Origin of the sequence: Ensifer sp. 2TAB8, from assembly GCF_052115125.1 — a bacterium.
GTDB lineage: Bacteria > Pseudomonadota > Alphaproteobacteria > Rhizobiales > Rhizobiaceae > Ensifer.
The window spans coordinates 732,345-752,408 of the sequence record NZ_JBFRGB010000001.1 but is presented as its reverse complement, the minus strand read 5'-3'; the positions used below and the strand labels follow the sequence as shown (position 1 = coordinate 752,408).

21 protein-coding genes are annotated in these 20,064 nt (G+C 62.5%); 9 read left to right on the top strand and 12 right to left on the bottom strand.

Annotated features, from left to right (window positions below; all coding sequences use genetic code 11):
- Window positions 1-73: 73 nt before the first annotated feature.
- Window positions 74-391: a DMT family transporter gene (locus tag AB4Z53_RS03730; RefSeq protein WP_113536594.1), complete on the top strand. Its 318-nt coding sequence runs from the start codon at window positions 74-76 to the stop codon at window positions 389-391.
- Between the two features lie 85 nt (window positions 392-476).
- Here AB4Z53_RS03730 and AB4Z53_RS03725 read toward each other — a convergent pair whose 3' ends face one another.
- The 3 genes from AB4Z53_RS03725 to dapD form a co-directional block, all read right to left on the bottom strand.
- A complete protein-coding gene (locus AB4Z53_RS03725) occupies window positions 477-2,444 on the bottom strand; it encodes a DEAD/DEAH box helicase (protein ID WP_291148508.1) in 1,968 nt (655 codons plus the stop codon).
- Window positions 2,445-2,583: 139 nt separating this feature from the next.
- Window positions 2,584-2,967, bottom strand: coding sequence for a DUF805 domain-containing protein (locus AB4Z53_RS03720; RefSeq protein WP_291148511.1), 384 nt, complete (start codon window positions 2,965-2,967; stop codon window positions 2,584-2,586).
- A 4-nt stretch (window positions 2,968-2,971) separates the two neighbouring features.
- Complete coding sequence (gene dapD, locus AB4Z53_RS03715) at window positions 2,972-3,829, bottom strand: 2,3,4,5-tetrahydropyridine-2,6-dicarboxylate N-succinyltransferase (RefSeq protein WP_113536591.1); 858 nt, start codon at window positions 3,827-3,829, stop codon at window positions 2,972-2,974.
- 367 nt (window positions 3,830-4,196) lie between these two features.
- Here dapD and AB4Z53_RS03710 point away from each other — a divergent pair, with 367 nt between their 5' ends.
- Window positions 4,197-5,096 (top strand): LOG family protein, encoded by a 900-nt coding sequence (locus AB4Z53_RS03710; protein ID WP_113536590.1) that lies wholly within the window; start codon window positions 4,197-4,199, stop codon window positions 5,094-5,096.
- Between the two features lie 198 nt (window positions 5,097-5,294).
- Here AB4Z53_RS03710 and AB4Z53_RS03705 read toward each other — a convergent pair whose 3' ends face one another.
- Window positions 5,295-5,816, bottom strand: coding sequence for an EF-hand domain-containing protein (locus AB4Z53_RS03705; RefSeq protein ID WP_291148516.1), 522 nt, complete (start codon window positions 5,814-5,816; stop codon window positions 5,295-5,297).
- A gap of 225 nt (window positions 5,817-6,041) precedes the next feature.
- Window positions 6,042-6,755, bottom strand: a complete 714-nt coding sequence (locus AB4Z53_RS03700) for a pyrimidine 5'-nucleotidase (protein ID WP_113536588.1) — start codon at window positions 6,753-6,755, stop codon at window positions 6,042-6,044.
- A gap of 152 nt (window positions 6,756-6,907) precedes the next feature.
- Here AB4Z53_RS03700 and AB4Z53_RS03695 point away from each other — a divergent pair, with 152 nt between their 5' ends.
- The 5 genes from AB4Z53_RS03695 to bchE all read left to right on the top strand — a co-directional run bounded on the left by AB4Z53_RS03695 (window position 6,908) and on the right by bchE (window position 12,351).
- A complete protein-coding gene (locus tag AB4Z53_RS03695) occupies window positions 6,908-7,699 on the top strand; it encodes a sterol desaturase family protein (protein ID WP_113536587.1) in 792 nt (263 codons plus the stop codon).
- 155 nt (window positions 7,700-7,854) lie between these two features.
- Window positions 7,855-8,769: a DMT family transporter gene (locus tag AB4Z53_RS03690; protein WP_113536586.1), complete on the top strand. Its 915-nt coding sequence runs from the start codon at window positions 7,855-7,857 to the stop codon at window positions 8,767-8,769.
- Between the two features lie 57 nt (window positions 8,770-8,826).
- On the top strand, window positions 8,827-9,906 hold the full coding sequence (locus tag AB4Z53_RS03685) for a bifunctional transcriptional activator/DNA repair enzyme AdaA (RefSeq protein ID WP_113536585.1): 1,080 nt from the start codon (window positions 8,827-8,829) through the stop codon (window positions 9,904-9,906).
- Window positions 9,903-10,673 carry an isocitrate lyase/PEP mutase family protein gene (locus AB4Z53_RS03680; RefSeq protein WP_113536584.1) on the top strand — a complete coding sequence of 257 codons (771 nt, stop codon included), beginning with the start codon at window positions 9,903-9,905 and terminating at the stop codon, window positions 10,671-10,673. The genes AB4Z53_RS03685 and AB4Z53_RS03680 overlap by 4 nt, the downstream gene beginning before the upstream one ends.
- Window positions 10,674-10,821: 148 nt before the next feature.
- The gene (gene bchE, locus AB4Z53_RS03675) at window positions 10,822-12,351 is read left to right on the top strand and encodes a magnesium-protoporphyrin IX monomethyl ester anaerobic oxidative cyclase (protein WP_291148528.1); all 1,530 of its coding nucleotides are present in this window, start codon (window positions 10,822-10,824) and stop codon (window positions 12,349-12,351) included.
- A 105-nt stretch (window positions 12,352-12,456) separates the two neighbouring features.
- Here the strand turns inward: bchE and argB are convergent, their stop codons facing one another.
- Window positions 12,457-13,344, bottom strand: coding sequence for an acetylglutamate kinase (gene argB, locus AB4Z53_RS03670; protein ID WP_043616836.1), 888 nt, complete (start codon window positions 13,342-13,344; stop codon window positions 12,457-12,459).
- 380 nt (window positions 13,345-13,724) lie between these two features.
- Here argB and AB4Z53_RS03665 point away from each other — a divergent pair, with 380 nt between their 5' ends.
- On the top strand, window positions 13,725-14,453 hold the full coding sequence (locus AB4Z53_RS03665; RefSeq protein ID WP_223726295.1) for an anti-sigma factor: 729 nt from the start codon (window positions 13,725-13,727) through the stop codon (window positions 14,451-14,453).
- Between the two features lie 29 nt (window positions 14,454-14,482).
- Window positions 14,483-14,983 (top strand): peptide-methionine (R)-S-oxide reductase MsrB, encoded by a 501-nt coding sequence (gene msrB, locus AB4Z53_RS03660; RefSeq protein WP_441594749.1) that lies wholly within the window; start codon window positions 14,483-14,485, stop codon window positions 14,981-14,983.
- Window positions 14,984-15,026: 43 nt separating this feature from the next.
- Here the strand turns inward: msrB and AB4Z53_RS03655 are convergent, their stop codons facing one another.
- From AB4Z53_RS03655 to rpmH, 6 genes are all read right to left on the bottom strand, one after another.
- Window positions 15,027-15,566: a DUF1269 domain-containing protein gene (locus tag AB4Z53_RS03655; RefSeq protein ID WP_223726297.1), complete on the bottom strand. Its 540-nt coding sequence runs from the start codon at window positions 15,564-15,566 to the stop codon at window positions 15,027-15,029.
- A 160-nt stretch (window positions 15,567-15,726) separates the two neighbouring features.
- The gene (gene yihA / locus AB4Z53_RS03650) at window positions 15,727-16,380 is read right to left on the bottom strand and encodes a ribosome biogenesis GTP-binding protein YihA/YsxC (RefSeq protein ID WP_441594746.1); all 654 of its coding nucleotides are present in this window, start codon (window positions 16,378-16,380) and stop codon (window positions 15,727-15,729) included.
- Between the two features lie 56 nt (window positions 16,381-16,436).
- On the bottom strand, window positions 16,437-17,369 hold the full coding sequence (locus AB4Z53_RS03645) for a DMT family transporter (protein ID WP_223726298.1): 933 nt from the start codon (window positions 17,367-17,369) through the stop codon (window positions 16,437-16,439).
- Between the two features lie 157 nt (window positions 17,370-17,526).
- Window positions 17,527-19,314 carry a membrane protein insertase YidC gene (gene yidC / locus AB4Z53_RS03640; protein WP_291148543.1) on the bottom strand — a complete coding sequence of 596 codons (1,788 nt, stop codon included), beginning with the start codon at window positions 19,312-19,314 and terminating at the stop codon, window positions 17,527-17,529.
- Window positions 19,314-19,712 (bottom strand): ribonuclease P protein component, encoded by a 399-nt coding sequence (gene rnpA, locus AB4Z53_RS03635; RefSeq protein WP_057248057.1) that lies wholly within the window; start codon window positions 19,710-19,712, stop codon window positions 19,314-19,316. The genes yidC and rnpA overlap by 1 nt, the downstream gene beginning before the upstream one ends.
- Window positions 19,713-19,732: 20 nt before the next feature.
- Window positions 19,733-19,867, bottom strand: a complete 135-nt coding sequence (gene rpmH / locus AB4Z53_RS03630; RefSeq protein WP_077962533.1) for a 50S ribosomal protein L34 — start codon at window positions 19,865-19,867, stop codon at window positions 19,733-19,735.
- Window positions 19,868-20,064 lie beyond the last annotated feature (197 nt).

The window sequence follows — 20,064 nt, the reverse complement described above, 5'->3', positions numbered from 1 at the left end:
AGGTGCGTAATTGTCTTCTGGTGCCTATGCTATCAGCTTGTGGGCCATGTGAGAATTCCAGTGGAGACGAAACATGGCATGGATCATTCTGATAGTGGCGAGCCTCATCGAGATCGTCATGGGGCTGGCGCTGAAATATGCGGAGGGCTGGACGAAACTGGTGCCGAGCGTGATCGGCATCGCCGCAGCACTCGGCAGCGTTTACCTCCTGACGATCGCGATGCGGGACCTGCCGGCCGGCACCGCCTACGCCGCCTGGACCGGTATCGGCTCGGTCGGCATCACCGTGCTCGGCATCGTGCTCTTCGGCGATCCGGTGTCATGGATGCGCATCACCTGCATTGCGATGATCATCGTCGCCGTCGCCGGCCTTCGCTTCCTGGAAGCCTGAGCCGGCAAGTCACGATCCTCGAAACGAAACAGCGCCGCGATCGGATCGCGGCGCTGTTTCGTTGGCCATCATGTCTGCGCCGGCGTTAGCTTTGGCGGTTCTTGGCGTTGCCCTTGGGCTTGGTCTTGGCTTTGAAGCCGCCGTCCTTGCCGCCTTGCGGCTTGTCCTTCTTCTTGCTCCAGGGCTTGTCTGCGCCCTTGGCTGGCGGCCGGTCCTCGGTGTAGGCCGGTCCTTCGGAGTATCCGGCTTTCTTCTCGAACTTGCGCTTCGGCTTGAAGTCGCCGCGGTCGTCATTACGAGGAGCGTCGTCGGAATAGGGGCGCTTCTTGGCAAAGCCCGGCTTATCCTTGGAGAAGCTCGGCTTGTCCTTGGAATAGGCAGGCTTTTCCTGGCGCTGCTGCGAAAGGTCAGGCGCACCGGCGAGCGGCTTCACGCGGATGCCCTTTTCCAGCATCTTGTCCTTGCCGATCGCCGACAGGAAGCGTTCGGCGCCTTCGGCCGTCATCTCGACGAAGGTCTCTTCCTGCTGCATGCGGATCGCACCGATGTCGCGCTTGGTCAGCTTGCCGTGGCGGCAGAGCATCGGGATCAGCCAGCGCGGTTCGGCGCTCTGCTTGCGGCCGACCGAGAGCGAGAACCAGCTGCCGTCGCTGAAATCGGCCCGGTCGGCGCCGAAGTCCTCGCGCGGTGCACGATCATCGCGCGGTGCGCGTTCGTCTCGGCGCGGCTTGGCGCCGACAGCGACTTCGATCAGGTCTTCCGGAGCGGACCGTCCCGAACGGAACTGGCGCACGAAGGCGGCGGCCATCTGTTCGGCGCCGTGGCGCTCGAGAAGCGCTGCCACGATCGCCTGCTCGTCCTCGCGGATCGGCTCGGCAAAGCTCGTATCGGCAAGCAGACGCTCGTCGTCACGCTGGCTGACTTCGTCAGCCGACGGCGGGCGTGCCCAGGTCGCGGTGATCCGGCCGCCGTCGAGCAGGCGCTCGGCCTTGCGGCGCTGGTTGACCGGAACGATCAGTGCGCTGACGCCCTTCTGGCCGGCCCGTCCTGTGCGGCCGCTGCGGTGAAGCAGCGTCTCGGAATTGGTCGGCAGATCCGCGTGAATGACCAGTTCCAGGCCCGGCAGGTCGATGCCGCGGGCAGCGACGTCGGTGGCTATGCAGACGCGGGCGCGGCCGTCGCGCATGGCCTGCAGCGCATGGGTGCGCTCGTTCTGGCTGAGCTCGCCCGAAAGCGCCACCACCGAGAAGCCGCGATTGTTGAAGCGGGCGGTCAGATGGTTGACGGCGGCACGCGTCGAACAGAAGACGATGGCGTTCTTCGCTTCGTAGTAGCGAAGCACGTTGATGATCGCGTTCTCGCGATCGTTCGGCGCAACGGTCAGCGCGCGATACTCGATGTCGACATGCTGCTTCTGTTCGGAAGCGGTGCTGATGCGCACGGCATCGCGCTGGTAGTTTTTCGCAAGCGTCGCGATCGACTTCGGCACGGTGGCCGAGAACATCAGGGTACGGCGGTCTTCCGGGGATTCTTCCAGAATGAACTCGAGATCCTCGCGGAAGCCGAGGTCGAGCATCTCGTCGGCCTCGTCAAGCACGATGGCCCGCAGCGACGAAATGTCGAGCGAGTTGCGGCGGATGTGGTCGCAGAGACGGCCGGGCGTGCCGACGACGATGTGGGCGCCGCGCTCCAGCGTGCGCTTCTCGGTGCGCATGTCCATGCCGCCGACACACGAAGCGATGGTCGCGCCGGTCTCGCCGTAGAGCCATTCGAGTTCGCGCTTGACCTGCAGCGCCAGTTCACGCGTCGGCGCGATGGCGAGCGCCAGCGGTGCGCCGGCCGGTCCGAAGCGGCGCTCGCCGCCAAGCAGCGTCGGTGCCAGCGCCAGGCCGAAGGCCACCGTCTTGCCGGAGCCGGTCTGTGCGGAAACCAGCGCGTCGCGCTCGGCGAGTTCCGGGTCGCGCATCGCCTGTTGAACCGGCGTCAATTCGTTGTAACCGCGTTTTGCCAACGCCTCGGCGATCGCAGGCGCGATCCCTTCGAATTCAGTCATATCTTGTCTTTCGGATTTCGGTCGTCATGCCCAGGACGATCGGATCGTCATCGGCGCGAATTGCCGTGGCCAACACGTCGCGGGCCTGTCATGGCGCGCTACATACGCGCTCGCACGGTTCTTGTACAGGGGCGAAGGGTCAGGGGCCGGGCTCGTCGCTGCGCGCGCCGAATTCGTTGGGTCCCGGCTCCCCCGGCCAAAGGCAAAGGGCGAGGAAGACGACCGGGCTGAGAACGGGGATGAACAGACAGAGCGAGAGCGGGCCGGGATAGCCGATGTCGTGCAGGCGCTTGATTGCCAGCATGGCGATCGAGGGCAGGGAGACGATCGCCGAGATGGCGAACGCCAGTGTCCAGAGGGCGAGCGCCGTCTCGTATTCCTCGTTGGCAACCATCCTGGCGACGATGAAACCGCCGATCAGAAACCAGAACAGCCAGGAGAGAAAGAAGGGCAGACGGCCGATGCGGCCGGAGGGGCTGAAGAACAGCCAGGTCATACTCGGCTGCGGCCCCTCCGGTGTCATCGCATCAGTCTCGGAGCAGTTCGTTGATACCGGTCTTCGAGCGGGTCTTTTCGTCGACGCGCTTGACGATGACGGCGCAGTAGAGGTTCGGTGCGGGCTGGCCGTTGCCCATGGTCGAGCCCGAAGGCATCGAGCCTGCGACGACGACGGAATAGGGCGGAACTTCGCCATAGGTCACTTCGCCGGTGGCGCGGTCGACGATCTTGGTTGACTTGCCGATGAACACGCCCATGCCGAGGACCGAGCCCTCACGCACGATGCAGCCTTCGACAACTTCCGAGCGGGCGCCGATGAAGCAATTGTCCTCGATGATCGTCGGGCCGGCCTGCATCGGCTCCAGAACGCCGCCGATGCCGACGCCGCCCGAGAGATGCACGTTCTTGCCGATCTGGGCGCAGGAGCCGACGGTTGCCCAGGTGTCGACCATCGTGCCTTCACCGACATAGGCGCCGAGGTTGACGAAGGAGGGCATCAGGATCGCGTTGGGGGCGATATAGGCCGAACGGCGCACGACGCAGTTCGGAACGGCGCGGAAGCCGGCTTTTTCGAATTCGTTGACGCTCCAGCCATCGAACTTCGACGGCACCTTGTCCCACCAGACGGACTGGCCGGGGCCCCCCTTGACGATTTCCATCGGGTTGAGCCGGAAGGACAGGAGTACCGCCTTCTTCAGCCACTGATTGACCGTCCACACACCATCCGCGCCGCGTTCGGCGACGCGGACCTTGCCGCTATCGAGCAGGTTCAGAGATGTTTCCACGGCGTCGCGCACCGCGCCACGCGTTCCGGTGTTGATGGAATCGCGGTCTTCAAAGGCGGTCTCGATCGTCTGCGACAGGGAGGCGAGGTCGTGGTTGTTCATCGGAATTCCTTAAAGTTCGGCGGTTATCCTGCGAAAGCTCTACTGCATAATTCCTTAAATCGGAATCGATTTAAGGACAAAAACATGCAGCAGTTCAGAGTGCTACAGCGACCTCGCGGCCTTGAAGGGAACGCGGCGCTGTAGAGCGTGATCCTGAAAAGTTGAAGGGCTTTTCGGGTTCATGCGCCCCGCCGGGGCTTGGCAAGTCTCGGCGAGTCCGGCACTACAGCGCCGCGCACCGGTGCAGGATGCGCAAGGGCCGCTGCGACGCGTTGATGCGTTTGCGACCTTCATGACCGAGGAAACAGGATAGGACGCGTCCGGACGAGATGCAGATTGTCCGGAACGCGACGGGAAAGACGACACTATGGCACGTATGAAGAAACGCGCGCTGCGCCGCAAGGATGGGGTCTGGGATCCGCTGGCCGACAGCACGCAGAGCCGCCAGCGCGCGCAGACGGTTCCGGTTACGCCGCAATCGGCCTCGCCCTCCTATCGCCTCGCCTATATCGACGACGATTTCCTGTGCCGCGAGGAGCTGCGCCCGATCCGCCTGCAGCTTGAGCTGCTGAAGACCGAAATGATGCTCGAAGAACGCGGCATCAACTCGACCGTGGTCATGTTCGGCGGCGCCCGCATTCCGGAGCCCGGCGGCGATGCCTGGGCGGCAAAGAATGAGACGCAGCGCAAGAACCTGGAGGCGGCCTCGGTCTATTACGAGGAAGCGCGCAAGTTCGCACGAATCTGCTCGGAACACTCGGCCAAGCTGGGTCACAAGGAATATGTCGTCGTCACCGGCGGTGGACCGGGTGTGATGGAGGCGGGCAACCGCGGTGCCGACGACGTCGGCGCCCCGTCGATCGGTCTCAATATCGTGCTGCCGCATGAGCAGGCGCCGAACCGTTTCGTGACGCCGGAACTGTCGTTCAACTTCCACTACTTCGCCATCCGCAAGATGCACTTCCTCTTGCGCGCCAAGGCCGTCACCGTTTTCCCCGGTGGCTTCGGTACGCTTGATGAACTCTTCGAAACGATGACGCTGATGCAGACCGGCCGCCTGGCGCTGGTACCGCTCATTCTGTTCGGCGAGAAATTCTGGCGCTCGATCGTCAACTTCGACGCACTTGCCGAGTTCGGCACGATCGCGCCCAACGACGTTGACCTGGTACAGTTCGTCGATACGGCGGATGAGGCCTGGGAGATCATTTCCCGCTTCTACGAAACTGTCGACCCAAAGTCGGTGCCGATGGCGAACGGACGACGTTAGCGTTCGCGGCCCGATCAGGCCCTCTTCGTCAGATGAAAAGACAATGCCGCGCGCCTAGCTGGCGCGCGGCATTGTCTTTTTGGGAGGATTGGTTTCTGGGAATTCACGCCTCCCCCTGGCGATCGCGTCCGATGCGAGGGGGAGGCGCCACGCAGACGACACGCTCCACCGGGCGGGAGAGCGCGTCGTCATCCGGGTTTAGATCTTCTTGGTGAAATCGGCGGCATCGATGACGCCGTCGCCGTTCTTGTCACGCCGCTTGAACATCGTCTCCGCGGCGCTCGAAACTTCGTTCGCGCTCAAGGACCCGTTACCGTCGGTGTCGACACGCTTGAAGGCTTTCGGCCGGAGACCCGGCAGCATGCCGGGGTGAACTTCCTTCAGCTTGGCAAGTGCTGCCTCGCGGTCGGTGCCGCTCTTGTCCTTGGCTTCGCGCCAGGCTTTGCGCGCCTCGCGGAAGGCTTCGCGTTTCGCCTTCATCTCGTCGGCGCTGATCTGGCCGTCACCATTGGTGTCGAAGGTCTTGAAATTGGCGGCGACACGCGCCTGGAACTCGTCCAGGCTGACCTTCTGGTCCTTGTTGGTGTCGAGCCGCTGGATCATGCGTTCGCCGCGCTGCTCGGGCGTCAGCTTCTCGCGCGCTGCAAAGGACGGGGCGGCCATTCCGGTGACGGCTACGGCCAGTGCGGTCACACCGAGGATCAGGGTCTTTTTCGGCATCATGCTTCCTTTCGATCGGGTTGTCCCTGATCGAAAGGATAGACGGAGCCGCGCGCCGCACCAGTTAAACTTTTGTAATTTAAGTCATTGGCCGAAAAGGGGTTTTTCAGCGGCCAAATTGTGTCGGGGCGGGTCGGAAATGTGCTTGCGGTCGTCCGCCCGCCGGTATCCCGCTCGAACTTGTGAGAAGCGATTTTGGGTCGATCCGACCCAAATGATCGTGACCTAGAGGCCGGTGACCAGACGGCGCAGGAAGCTGGTGAGATCTTCCGTCACGTAGTCGATCTGCTCGTCGGTGTCGTTCGACTTCTCCCAGGATTCGGCAAAGGTGTATTCGAGATTGCGCGGCACGAGCAGCACTGTCTTCATGCCCAGCGCCTTCGGCACCAGGAGATTGCGGGGCAGGTCCTCGAACATCACGGCGTTGCGGGTGTCGACCCGGTGCAGGCTCATGAACTTGTCATAGGTTTCGCCGGCCGGCTTCGGTACGAAATCGGCAGCGACGATGTCGAAGATGTCGTTGAAGTGGTCGAGGATGCCGAGCGCCCGCGCAGTCATCTCCGCATGGGCGACGCTGCCATTGGTGAAGATGAACTTGCGGCCGGGCAGCGACTTGATGGCTTCGCCGAGCGCCGGATCCGGCGGCACGATGCTGTAGTCGATCGCATGCGCCTGCTCGAGGAATTCATTCGGATCGATGCCATGGTGGACCATCAGTCCCTTCAGCGTCGTTCCGTGGTCGCGGTAGTAGTCCTTCTGCAGCTTCTTTGCGTCCGCCGGGTCCAGCGACAGCAGTTTCGCCACATAGGCCGTCATGTTGCGGTCGATCTGCGCGAACAGGTTGACGTGATGCGGATAGAGCGTGTTGTCGAGGTCGAACACCCAGTCGGTGACGTGGGCGAAGTCGGAATGGGTCGGCAGGCGGTCGAGCTTTTTCATGCCGCCTTATGACATGGGGAACGGTGGCGGCAAACGAGAAAATGCAAATCGCTGCTCGAGCCGCAATGCTGGTGCAAAGAATTCCACTTTGAATTGCTAAACCGGCGTGGCATCTTCGGCCCGCGGTTTTGGCATCAAGGATGCAGGCGCCAATGTCGGACGAACGTTTCTATCTGCTGTTCCTGTTTGGATTCTATGCGTTCACCGTCGTCACCTACTTTGCCCTCGGCTACGGCCTGACCTGGTTCAACCAACGCAATCCAGAGCGAAAGATCCAGAAGGGGCGCAGTTCCGACAAGCGCCGCAACGCTGAAATCCGCCAGAGCCTCGCATCGATGTTCAGCGCCTGCCTGCCGCTGACGATAGGCCTCTACGCCCAGCACAAGGCCTGGGCACCGGCCCCCTGGGCCCTCAGCTGGTGGGCCGCGGTGCCGCTCTTCGTGCTCTGCATGTTCCTCTACGACACCTGGTTCTATTTCATGCACCGGTTGCTGCACACCAGGTGGCTCTATCCGTTGCACGCCCTGCACCACAAAAGCGTCGCGCCGACGATCTGGAGCACCTATTCGGAGGATGTCTTCGACAACTTCCTGCTGCAGAGCTATTCGGCGGTCATCGTCTTCCTTGTTCCGTTCCCGCCCGCGATCCTCATCGGGCACCGGCTGTTCGAGCATTTCAACGGCATGTTCGGGCATTGCGGCTTCGAGTATTTCGCCGCGTCGACGGCGCGTTATCCGTCGCCCCTGCTGTGCACGACTTTCCACGACCAGCATCATTCCGCGTTCCGTTACAACTACGGCAACTATTTCTCCTTCTGGGACCGCGTGCTCGGCACGATCTCACCGCACTATGATCAGCGGGTGAAGACCTTCGAAGAAGAAGGGCCGTCGCTCACTCTCAAGCCGGTCAATACTCCGGTGGAGGCTGCAGAGAAGGCGGACTGAAACGCCAAGATCCGGAGTTCTTGGCAATAGCCGGACCTGTGTGCTAGATGGCTTGATCTTCCTTGAAACAGTGAAGCGATCCAACTCCCTGAAATTATGTAATTTCAGGTGACTGACCGTTTCACACTCTTCCTGAATTGCTCTCGCTCGCAGCCATGGAAACCTGGGTCCTCATCACCGTCGCCGCGGCATTCCTTCAGAATGTCCGCTCCGCCATGCAGAAACACCTGAAAGGCGTCATGGGCACGACGGGCGCGACCTTCGTGCGCTTCGGCTTCGGCCTGCCTTTCGCCTTCCTTTATCTGTTCCTGCTCTGGCAGGTGGCGGGCCGTCCGCTACCGGTGCCAAACGGCACCTTCTTCCTCTGGGCCGTCATCGGCGGGCTGGCGCAGATCGCCGCGACCTTCCTGCTCGTCCATCTCTTCTCCTTCCGCAACTTCGCCGTGGGCACGGCGTATTCGCGTACCGAGCCGGCTCAGGCGGCCCTTTTCGGGCTGATCTTCCTCGGGGAGAAGGCAAGCGAGGGCACGTTGGTGGCAATCGCCATCTCGGTCGTCGGCGTCATGCTGATCTCGGTGGCGCGCACCACCCTGAGCCCGCGCACGCTGGTGACCTCCGTATTCTCGCGCACGGCTGGTATCGGTCTGTTATCCGGCACCTTCTTCGGTCTTTCGGCCGTCTCCTACCGTTCGGCCTCGCTGGCGCTGGCGCCGAGCCTACCGGCGCCGGACTACGTGATGCAGGCGAGCTATACGCTCGGTTTCGTCATCCTTCTGCAGACTATCGTTATGCTCATCTGGATCGTGCTTCGCGAGCGTGACGAGCTGCCGCGTATCGCGGCTGCCTGGAAACCGGCCTTCATCGTCGGCTTCGTCGGGGCCTCTGCTTCCTTCGGCTGGTTCATGGCGATGACGCTGCAGCAGGCGGCCGTGGTCAAGGTCGTGGCCCAGGTGGAAATGCTCTTCACCTTCGCCTCGTCCTTCTTCATCTTCCGCGAATGGATCAACCGGTTGGAGCTCTTCGGCTGCCTGTTGATCGTTCTTGGCGTGGTGATGCTCGTCCTGATCTGAAAATAGACGCCCGAAAACCGGCGCCCTTGCGAATGCGGGCATGGTAGAACCGCCAGCATGTTGTTCGATCTTCCTTCCGACGAAACGCTCTACGACGCCTTGATTGCGCGAAGCACAGAGTACGAGGGCGCCGCCTTCGTCTGCGTCAAGACGACAGGCGTCTTCTGCCGCCTGTCCTGCCCAGCCCGTAAGCCGAAGCGGGAGAACACGATCTTCGTCGGCTCGATCGGCACCTGCCTGGAGACGGGATTCCGCCCGTGCCAGCGCTGCCGGCCGTTGGCTTCCATCCGCACCAAGGACCCGCTCGTCGAGGATCTCCTGCGGGCGCTGGAGGCAGCACCGGAACGCCGCTGGAGCGAAGGCGATCTCGTGCGCCGCGGGCTTGATCCTTCGACGGTCCGGCGCGCTTTCAAGCGCAGCCTGGGCATCACCTTCCTCGACCTTGCGCGCCATCGTCGCCTGGGGCTCGCTGCCCGCCAACTTGCCGATGGCGGCCGGGTGATCGATGCCCAGCTCGAAGCGGGATACCAATCGCCGAGCGGCTTTCGGGCCGCCTTCCAGCGCCTGCTCGGTGACGCGCCGGCGGCGGCTCAGGGAAGGGCCCTGCTTTTCTCCGATTGGATCGAAACGCCGCTCGGGCCGATGGTCGCGGTTGCCGACGCGACACATCTCTATTTGCTGGAGTTCCATGAACGCAAGGCGCTGCCGGCGGAACTGGAGGCGCTGAAGCGCGCGACGCGCTCGGCCATCATCCCCGGCAGGACGGCGCCGATCGACCAGATCGAAAGCGAGCTAACGGCCTATTTCGCAGGCGGGACGGGCGGGTTCCAGACGCCGCTCGCGCCCGGCGGCACGCCTTTTGAGCGCAACGTCTGGGCGAAGCTTGTGAAAATTCCCGTCGGCGGAACACGTTCCTATGGTGACATTGCCCGCGAGGTCGCTACGATCCAGTCCGCACGTGCCGTGGCCAAGGCCAACGGCTCCAACCGGATTGCCATTGTCATTCCCTGCCACCGTTGCCTGGGCTCGGACGGTTCCCTGACGGGTTACGGTGGTGGGCTCTGGCGGAAACAGTGGCTACTCCGGCACGAGGCGAAAGCGAAACCTGTCAGCCTGTTCGTGGAGGAAATGCAATGAACCAGAAGGAAAAGGCGCTCGCCTTTGCTGCTCTGCATCGGAAGGGCGATCCGGTGGTGCTCTACAACATCTGGGACGCCGGCAGCGCCAAGGCGGTGGCTGAAGCCGGTGCCAAGGCGCTTGCCACCGGAAGCTGGTCGGTTGCCGCTGCCCATGGGTTCGGCGATGGCGAGAAGGTACCAATGGCTTGGCTCGCCGATGTCTCGCGGCTGATCGTTGCCTCGACGGAGCTGCCCGTTTCCGTCGATTTCGAAGGCGCCTACTCCGAAGACCCGGCAACGGGCGCTGCCAACGTCTCCCGCATCCTCGACGTCGGCGCCATCGGCATCAACTTCGAGGACCAGGTGGTCGGCAAGGGCGGGGTGCATGCCGTCGAAAAACAGGCGGCGCGCATCCGTGCGATACGCGAAATGGCCGACCGTCGCGGCATCCCGCTGTTCATCAACGCCCGTACCGACCTGTTCCTACAGGAAGGTGATGAGACGCGGCACGCTGGCCTTGTCGACGAGGCGATCGGACGCGGCAGGGCCTTTGCCGAAGCCGGTGCCAACGGTTTCTTCGTGCCGTGGCTGGTTGATGAGGGTCTGATCGCCAAGGTCTGCGCCGCCTCGAACCTGCCGGTCAACATCATGATGCGCCCGGCCGCACCCGACCTGAAGTCACTCGCCCGCGCCGGCGTCGCGCGCATCAGTTATGGTCCTGGCCCCTACCGGGCGATGATGGAAAAGCTGAAAGCCGCGGCGACGGAGATCTATTCGCCTCGCTAGAGCCCAGGGCTGGGCGTGCCGTGCGGAGCATGGCGCGCCATCTTACCGCGAAATCGTACGGTTTCGGCCACAGCCTGGAAGCGAAATTTCCGCAATCTTCAGTTTTATCGTGTCTCTGGTTGGGGCCCTCCGGACATAGAGACACCCTATGAAGATTGTCCTTCTCAATCCACCGCATACGGCGATCGGGAGTCGCATTCCCGACGACCATCTTCCACCGCTTGGCCTCCTCGCGGTTGGTGGGCCGCTGATCGACGATGGCCACGAGGTGCGGCTGATCGATTGCGAATTCGGGCCGTTGAGCTTTGCCCAAATTCTCGAACGGGTGCTCGCAGATCGGCCGGAACTCGTTCTGATCGGTCATTCCGGCTCGACATCCGCGCATCCGACTGCCAGCCGCATCGCCAGAGAGATCAAGGCAGCCATGCCGTCGGTTCGGATTGTTTATGGCGGGGTCTTCCCGACGTACCATTGGCGTGACGTTCTGAGTGAAGCGGATGTCTTCGATTACGTCGTGCGGGGCGAGGGCGAAGAGACCGTACGGCGGCTCGTTCGTGCCTTGTCCTCCTCAGGATCGTTCAGCGAGGTTCCCGGCATTGCCTATCGTGAAGACGATGGCATGCCTGTTGCCAACCGGCCTGCAGAGGCGATCGCGGACCTCGACGCTTACCGCATCGGTTGGGAATTGATCGATCACCAGGACTACAGCTATTGGGGCGGAAAGCGAGCCGTTGTCTTGCAGTTCTCGCGCGGGTGCCCCCATCTTTGCAATTACTGTGGCCAGCGTGGCTTCTGGACACGCTGGCGTCACCGCGACCCGGTTGCCTTCGCGAAGGAAATCGCGCGCCTTCATCGCGAACAGGGCGTTGAACTGATCAATCTTGCCGACGAAAACCCGACCTCGTCACCCAAGGCTTGGCTTGCATTTCTGAACGCGATGATCGCCGAAAACGTACCGGTGCAGATCGTGGGCTCGACACGCGCCGACGATATCGTGCGCGACGCCGATATCTTGCATCTCTACCGCAAAGCCGGAGTCGTCAGTTGGTTACTCGGAATCGAGAACACCGATGGCGCGACCCTGAAGCTGATCAAGAAAGGCGGAACCGTCACCAGCGATCGGCAGGCGATCGCCCTTCTGCGCAAGCACGATATCCTGTCGATGGCGACATGGGTCGTCGGCCTCGAGGAGGAGCGCCTGAGGGATCTGTGGCGAGGCCTCCGACAGCTGCTTTCCTATGATCCGGACCAGATCCAGGCCCTGTATGTGACGCCGCACCGGTGGACGCCGTTTTTCGGCCTGGCGAAGGACCGGACGGTTATTGAACCCGACATTCGGAAGTGGGATTACAAGCATCAGGTGCTGAAAATGAAGCACCTGCATCCGGCGGTGCTATTCTGCTGCGTCAAGCTGATCGAGGTTGCGATCCAGGCGCGGCCGAAAGTGTTGGCGCGTATCTTCCTTCATCGTGACCGTCAGCAGCGCCACTCCATGCGCTGGTATACCCGCATGGGGCGGAGGGTCTGGCTCCATGAACTCTACGAGTTCATGTTCCGACGCCGCCATCTCTATGCCGGGCCTTCACTTCAGGCATTCTGGGGAGCGCCACAGGAGGCGGAAGAAGAAAGCATGCTGCCGCCGCACAGACCGCGCCCGAAGAAAATGGCCACCGCCTAGAGGAGTTCCGGGAACGGAAGCTTCCGCGCCCCGGAATTGCTAGGCATGAACTGCATGGTGCTGGATCACTCCATCGCTCGCTGAAGCGATGGAGTGATCGCGTCATCAGGGCACGATCAGCGTGCCGGCGCCGCGTTCGGTGAAGATTTCGAGCAGCACCGAGTGCGCCGTCTTGCCGTTGAGGATGACGACGCCCTGCACGCCGGCCTTGATCGCGTCGATGCAGGTCTCGACCTTCGGGATCATGCCGCCGGAAATGGTGCCGTCGGCGATCAGCGCGTGGGCCTGGGAAACCGAAAGTTCCTTGATCAGGTTGCCCTGCTTGTCGAGAACGCCCGGAACGTCGGTCAGAAACAGGAGGCGCGTGGCGTTGAGCGCACCGGCGATGGCACCGGCGAAGGTGTCGGCGTTGATGTTGTAGGTGTGGCCGTCACGACCGGGCGCCACCGGCGCGATGACCGGGATCATCTCCGAGCGGGCGAGCAGGTCGATCAGCGTGCGGTCGACTTCGACCACTTCGCCGACGAAGCCGAGATCGAGCACGCGCTCGATGTTGCTATCCGGATCCTTGATGGTCTTGCGCGCCTTTTCGGCGAAGACCATGTTGCCGTCCTTGCCGCAAAGGCCGATCGCCCATTCGCCCGTCTGGTTGATGAGCGCCACGATCTCCTTGTTGATCGAGCCCGCGAGAACCATCTCGACGATCTCGACCGTCTTTTCGTCGGTGACGCGCAGGCCGCCTTCGAACTTCGATTCGATACCCATCTTCGTCAGCATCGCGCCGATCTGCGGGCCGCCGCCGTGCACGACGATCGGGTTGACGCCGGACTGTTTCAGAAGCGCGATGTCGCTGGCAAAGGCGCGCCCAAGCTCGCTGTTGCCCATGGCGTGGCCGCCATATTTGACGACGATCGTCTTGTTCTCGTAGCGCTGCATGTAAGGCAGGGCCTGGGTGAGCAGGCGTGCCTGGATTTCACTTTCATTGGCGGACATGGCGGACCCTCGAAAAATACCGGCTGCTGTTTAGCGCAAGTTCCGGACCGATGGAATGATCGGCGAGCAAGATAAAGCCGGAATGACAGGGCTGGTGCTCGGCGCATCGTGCCCTACCTTGCCGACAGGTGTAAACCAGCAGGGAACGTGATTGACGAAGCCCGCGATTTGTCTGATCCTGCTGCGGATCCGGAAAAATTGGCGGTTTTCAAGCGCAAGGGGCAGGTGGATCGATGCCTGCATGGAGGAGCTTGAAGGACCGCAACACTGTGTGGCGAAGGTCTTTTTCACCGGGAACCGGAGGAGTCTTCGTCGCCGCTGAACACGATGCGGTCTTGGTTGAGGCGTAGCCTCATGAAGGTACGAGAGCGTAGGGAGCGATGACAGCACCAACCCCAGAGGGCCGGGATTTCCGCCGCGACGAAGTGATCGCCGGGGAATATGTTCTTGGCGTTCTGTCCGCCGATGATCGCCGCAAGGTCGAGGCTCGCCTTGTCTCCGATCGCAACTTTGCCGCCATGGTCGACCGTTGGCAGAGCAACCTGTCTTCCTTCAATGAAGCCTACGAGGTGCTTGCACCGCCGCCCCGAATGCTTTCCGCCAGCGAGCGGCGGTTTCTTGAACAGTCGCGACCCGCACCAATGGGGCCGCCGCGCGGAGGACTTTGGCGTTCGCTGCCGCTGTGGCGCGGTCTCGCGCTGGCTTCGCTCGCAACGCTGACGGTGATCGGCGCATCCATGGCCGGCCTATTCGACGCGCCGACGACTAAGGCGTCGCTGGTGGCCGAATTATCAGGCAAGGCCAACGGCGCGATCGATCTCGTCGCCCGTTTCGATCGGGTTACGGGTCATCTGAAAGTGACGCCGATCGCTACCGTCCAGCCCGAGCAGAAGTCCCTTGAACTCTGGCTGGTCAACGGCAGCAATCCTGCGATCTCACTTGGCGTGCTGCCGCAGACGGGTGAGGGCGAAATCGCCGTGCCCTCCCTGTACCAGCAACGAATGTCCGCCGGTTCGGTCTTCGCTGTCAGCGTCGAGGCCTCTGGAGGATCGCCGACCGGGCAGCCGACCGGGCCGTTTATTGCACTCGGCAAGGCGCGAAAGTTCTGATCTCGATCACAGGGGCCGAAGGAGGTTCCATGATCAGCAGGCGTGTGTTCTTGATGGCAGGTACCGCGTTCGCCGCAGCCGCGGCAATCCGCGGCCTTGCTCCTTTTGCCCGGGCGAGCGCGACACAGACCTTCGAGATCGTCAAGACAGATGCGGAGTGGCGGGCGATCCTGACGGAGGACCAGTATCGGATCCTGCGGCACGAGGACACGGAGCGCCCCTTCACCAGCGCCCTCAATCACGAAAAGCGCAAGGGTGTCTTTCGATGCGCCGGCTGTGCGCTTCCGCTCTATTCGTCCGAGGCGAAGTATGACAGCGGCACAGGCTGGCCGAGCTTCTGGCAGTCGCTGCCCGGTGCCGTGGCGACGCGAGATGATACGTCCCTGCTCATGACCCGCACGGAGTGCCATTGCCGCCGCTGCGGCGGACACCTGGGCCATATCTTCGACGACGGCCCGCCACCGACCGGCAAGCGCCATTGCATCAATGGCCTGGCGCTTGCCTTCGTACTGGCGGCCAAATCAAGCTAGCCACTGCCGGCTGGAGCGCCTTGCATCCGGTGTTGCCCGGGGCTTAGAACGACCCGGCCGGCGGCGAGGCTGCCGCGGCACCGGAGAGTGCCGCTTGCAGCTTCTGCTCCTGCTCTGGCGAAAGCGACGTCTTCAGGACACGGCCACGCAGGTCCGGGAATTCGGCGAGCACCTTCTCGGGCTGTACCTTGCGCACGAGGATGAACAGCGCCGAGGAATTGTTCGGGATGGTGTTGCCGAGCGATTTTATGAACTCGTCGTCGATGCCGTAGTCGGCCAGCGAGCCGGAGAGAGCGCCGGCACCGGCGCCGAGGGCGCCGCCGATCGCAAAGCCTGCCAGCGGGTTGAGGAAGAGAAGGCCGACGAGCCCGCCCCAGATCGAACCGGAGAGCAGCCCGGACGTCGCGCCGACGGCGGTCAGGTTCAGGCTCTGCTTCAGATGAACCTTGCCTTCCGTGTCGCGCACGACGACGACCGCGTCCTCAAGGTCGATCAGGTATTCCTTCTTCAGCCCGGCAAGCCGGACCAGAACCTTATCGGCTTCCTCGGGGGAATCGAACCCGACAACGATCAAATCGGACATGTCTCTCTCCTATCTCTGGCCACGCCACCGAACTGGACGCAACGCAGAGATAGAGCGGATTGCATGTCGGGGTAGTGACAGAGATCAAAGACTTTGAGGTGATCGGTCTTGTCGGGAGCGCGCAACTCGGGCCGCGCTTCGAACGAAAGCCGGAATTACCCTAGCGCGTGATCGCCGTGTTGATCGCGGCGCGCAAGTGCTCGATGCCGTCGCCCTTTTCCGAAGATGTCGAGAGAACCTCCGGGAAGGCCGCCGGGTGCTTCTTGATCTTCTCGAGCGTCTCGGCGATCAGCCTCGGCACGCCGGCTGCCTTGATCTTGTCGGTCTTGGTCAGGACGATCTGGTAGGAGACAGCCGCCTTGTCGAGCAGTGCGAGCACGTCTTCATCGTTCTTCTTGATGCCGTGGCGGGAGTCGATCAGCACATAGACGCGCTTCAGCGTCGAGCGGCCGCGCAGATAATCGAACACCAGCTTGGTCCAGGCGTCGACCTGTTCCTTCGGCGCCTGGGCATAGCCGTAACCGGGCATGTCAACGAGCGCCATAGGTGGCAGGTCGTCGGCCTCGCCGGAATAGCCGTCCGGCACGAAATAGTTGAGTTCCTGCGTGCGGCCCGGCGTGTTCGACGTTCTCGCCAGTCCCTTGTGTCCGACCAGAGCGTTGATCAGCGACGACTTGCCGACATTCGAGCGGCCGGCAAAGGCGATCTCCAGCGGGCCCTCGGGCGGAAGGAACTTCATTGCAGGCACGCCGCGAATGAAAATCCACGGCCGGCCGAACAGCGGCTTGTCGTCTTTGGTTCTGGTTTCGGCCATCGGCGGTCGGTCCTTCATCGAGAAAGCTCATGGCTTCCCGGTTTTGGCCGTGGATGTCAAGGCGTCGGCGTGCGGACCGGTCGTGTCGGGATGGTTTGCACCCGCCGGAACTCGTTGAGCAGGTAGGCAAGCAGCGCCAGAAAGATGAAGGCGCCGCCGATGATCGTCCGGCCGCTCGGCACTTCACCGTGGATGATCGCGACCCAGAGCGGACCGAGCACGGTTTCCGCCGTGCCGAGCAGGGCGGCGAGCGCCGAGGGTACAAGCCGGGCTCCGGTGACGAAGAGCGCCATGCCAAGCCCAAGGTTGAAGGCGCCAAAGACGAAGAGCAGGGCGAGCTCGCCTGAGGTCACCGCAAGTCCGGACGATTGGCTTGCCGCAATGGCGCTGGCGGCGAAGCAGCCGAAACACGTAGCCGGCGTCATCCGCACATGCGGATAGCGGCGGGTGATGACGGTCGCCAGCGCGAAGACGATGGGGATGAGCAGCGCCAGCGCATCACCGGCCGGCGAAACACTGCCCGTGAGGCTCTCCGACACCATGATCGCGACGCCGACGATGACGGCCGTGATCGCGCCCCAGGTAAAGCGCGAGACCCGTTCGCGAAACAGGACCCAGCTCATCAGAGCAGCAAACAGCGGCACGCCGGCGCCAAGCAGCACGACATTGGCGATGGTCGTATAGGAAATGGCGATGATGAAGGAGGTCGAGGCGATGGTGAAGCAGAGCCCGACGGCAATGCCAGGCCAGCCCATGTCCTTGAACAGGGCCAGCGTGCCGCGTGGTCCGTCGCGCACCAGCATGAAGGCCAGAAGAAACAGGCCGGCAAACAGGCAGCGCCAGAAGACGATCGTCCAGCTGTCGGGGATCTCCAGGAAGCGAGCGATGGCCCCGCCGAAACTCCAGAAGAAGGCAGAGCCGAAGACGAGCAGGGCGCCAAGCTTCTCGTTGGCAGCGAACGGAGCGGAGGTGGCCGACGGGTCGGTCATGGCAAATTGTCCTGGAGCGGAGGCGCAGTGTTTTCAATATCGCCTGATGCCCGTGCTGCGCGCCCGCGTCAACGTCATTGCGTGTCGCGCGATGGCACCGAAACGAAAAAGCCCCGGACCATGGTCCGGGGCTTTGGGATTGTCGTACCGTCCGGCGTCACTCCGCCGGTTTGGGTTTCTTCGAAAACAGGCTCTTCAGGTTGTCGAAGAGTTCGATCTTCACGCCCTGGCGCTTCATGATGATCGACTGCTGCAGCACGGAAAGCGTGTTGTTCCAGGCCCAGTAGATCACGAGGCCGGCCGGGAACGATGCCAGCATGAAGGTGAAGACGACGGGCATCCAGGTGAACAGCATCGCCTGGGTCGGGTCCGGCGGCGTCGGGTTCATGCGCATCTGCACGAACATGGTGACACCCATGATCAGCGGCCAGACGCCGAGATGCAGGAAAGTCGGGCCATCGAACGGCAGCAGGCCGAAGAGGTTGACGATCGTGGTCGGATCCGGCGCCGAAAGGTCGTGGATCCAGCCGAAGAACGGCGCATGGCGCATCTCGATGGTGATGTAGATCACCTTGTAGAGCGCGAAGAACACCGGGATCTGGATGAGGATCGGCCAGCAGCCCGCCAGCGGGTTGATCTTCTCTTCCTTGTAGAGCTGCATCATTGCCTGTTGCAGACCCATGCGGTCGTCGCCGAACTTCTTCTTCAGTTCCTCCATCTTCGGCTGAACCTTCTTCATGTTCGCCATCGATGCGTACTGCTTGTTGGCGAGCGGGAAGAAGAGGCCCTTGACCACGATCGTGGTGATCAGGATCGCGATGCCGAAGTTGCCGAACAGACGGAAGAAGAAATCCATCATTTTGAACATCGGCTTGGTGATGAAGTAGAACCAGCCCCAGTCGATCAGCTTGTCGAAGTTGGGGATCGAATAGGCCACTTCATAATTGTCGACGACGGGAACTTCCTTGGCGCCGGCGAAGACGAGGTTCTTGACCTCGGACGTCTGGCCGGGGGCCACGGTCACGGCGTCGCTCTTGTAGTCGCTCTGGTAGCGGGGGCGTCCGTCGGTGAAGTGCGTGAAGCGCGTGTCGTACGGCGTTGCCTGCGGCGGAACGATTGCCGCTGCCCAGTACTTGTCGGTGATGCCGAGCCAGCCGCCGGTCGCCTTGCCGGGTTCGACGGACTTCTCGTCCTCGATCTTGCCGTACTTCAGTTCCTGCAGGCCGTGTTCGCCGAGCACGCCGATGAAGCCTTCATGCAGCACGTAGACGCTCGGCGTCGTCGGCTTGTTGAAGCGGGTCACACGACCATAGGACGAAAGCGCGAGCGGCTCGGCCGTGTCGTTCTTGATGCTGTCGACCACCTGGAACATGTAGTGGTCGTCGACCGAGACCGTGCGGGTAAAGGTGACGCCCTTCTCGTTGGTGAAGGTCAGCGTCACCGGGGTCGCAGCGGTCAGCTTGTCGCCACCCGAAAGCGTCCAGACGGTCTGCGGGCCCGGCACGCTGCCGGTCGCATCGCTGCCGACATAACCGAGTTCGGCGAAGTAGCCGTCGGTCGTCTCGGCAGGGCTGAAGAGCGTGATGACCGGGCTCTGCGGATTGACCGTTTCGCGGTATTCCTTGAGCTTCAGGTCGTCGAAGCGTGCGCCGGTCAGGTTGATGGAGCCGGACAGGGCCGGCGTGTCGATCGCAACGCGGGCCGACTTCGCAATCGCCTGGTCGCGGTTTTCACCAGCGCCCGGGATAGCGCCGCCGCCCGGCAGGGTCTGGCCCGGCGTCGCCGGAGTCGGAGTTGCCGACTGCGACTGCGCCTGTTGCGCCTGCAGGGCTTCCGCGGCGATGCGTTCCTTTTCCATCTTCGGATTGACGTAAAGGAACTGCCAGGCAATGAGGATCAGCACGGACAGGCCAATCGCCACGAAATAGTTGCGGTTTTTTTCCATCATGGTTTCCTGGAACCGGCCGGCGGCCGCTTCTGTTTCGGCTTGTTTTCGATGCGCTCGCCAAGCCCCCGGGTCAAGGCGTCGAAGGGGGCATTCAGGAGATCGCGTCGCGCGACAATCACATAGTCGTGTCCGGGTTTCATTGCAAACCCGGCGGAAAGCCGCACCGCCTCTTTCAGGCGTCGGCGCATCCGGTTTCGCTCGACGGCATTGCCGTGTTTCTTGGTAACGGTGAAGCCGACGCGGGCTTCGCCTTCCGGATCGTTGCGGTCGAGCACTTCGAGGAGAAACAGCGGGCCTCTACGGCTTTCTCCTGCCCGAACGGCCAAAAACTGCGGACGGCTTTTCAGCCGCCCGACAGTCGTTTTGTCTTTATCTGACGTCATGTGCCCGGACACTGGTTTCGGGCAACTTCGGCTTAAGCCGAAAGACGCTTGCGGCCACGAGCCCGGCGGGCTGCGAGGACCTTCTGGCCACCCTTGGTAGCCATACGCGAACGGAAGCCGTGACGACGCTTGCGAACAAGCTTGGACGGTTGGTAGGTACGCTTCATTTATTTAATACCGCGGTGTGCGGCCCTTCTTGGGTTTGCGTGTAGCAAGGAGCGTTTACGTTACCGGACACGGCTCCGCCTTGCGGGCAGGAGGGCTTGACCGGACGTGCGCGGCTTATAAGAGGAAATTTCCCGCAAAGTCAATTGCGGCCGGCGATTCAGTGATGCCAGGCCCACAAAAGTGACCAACCCTCCCC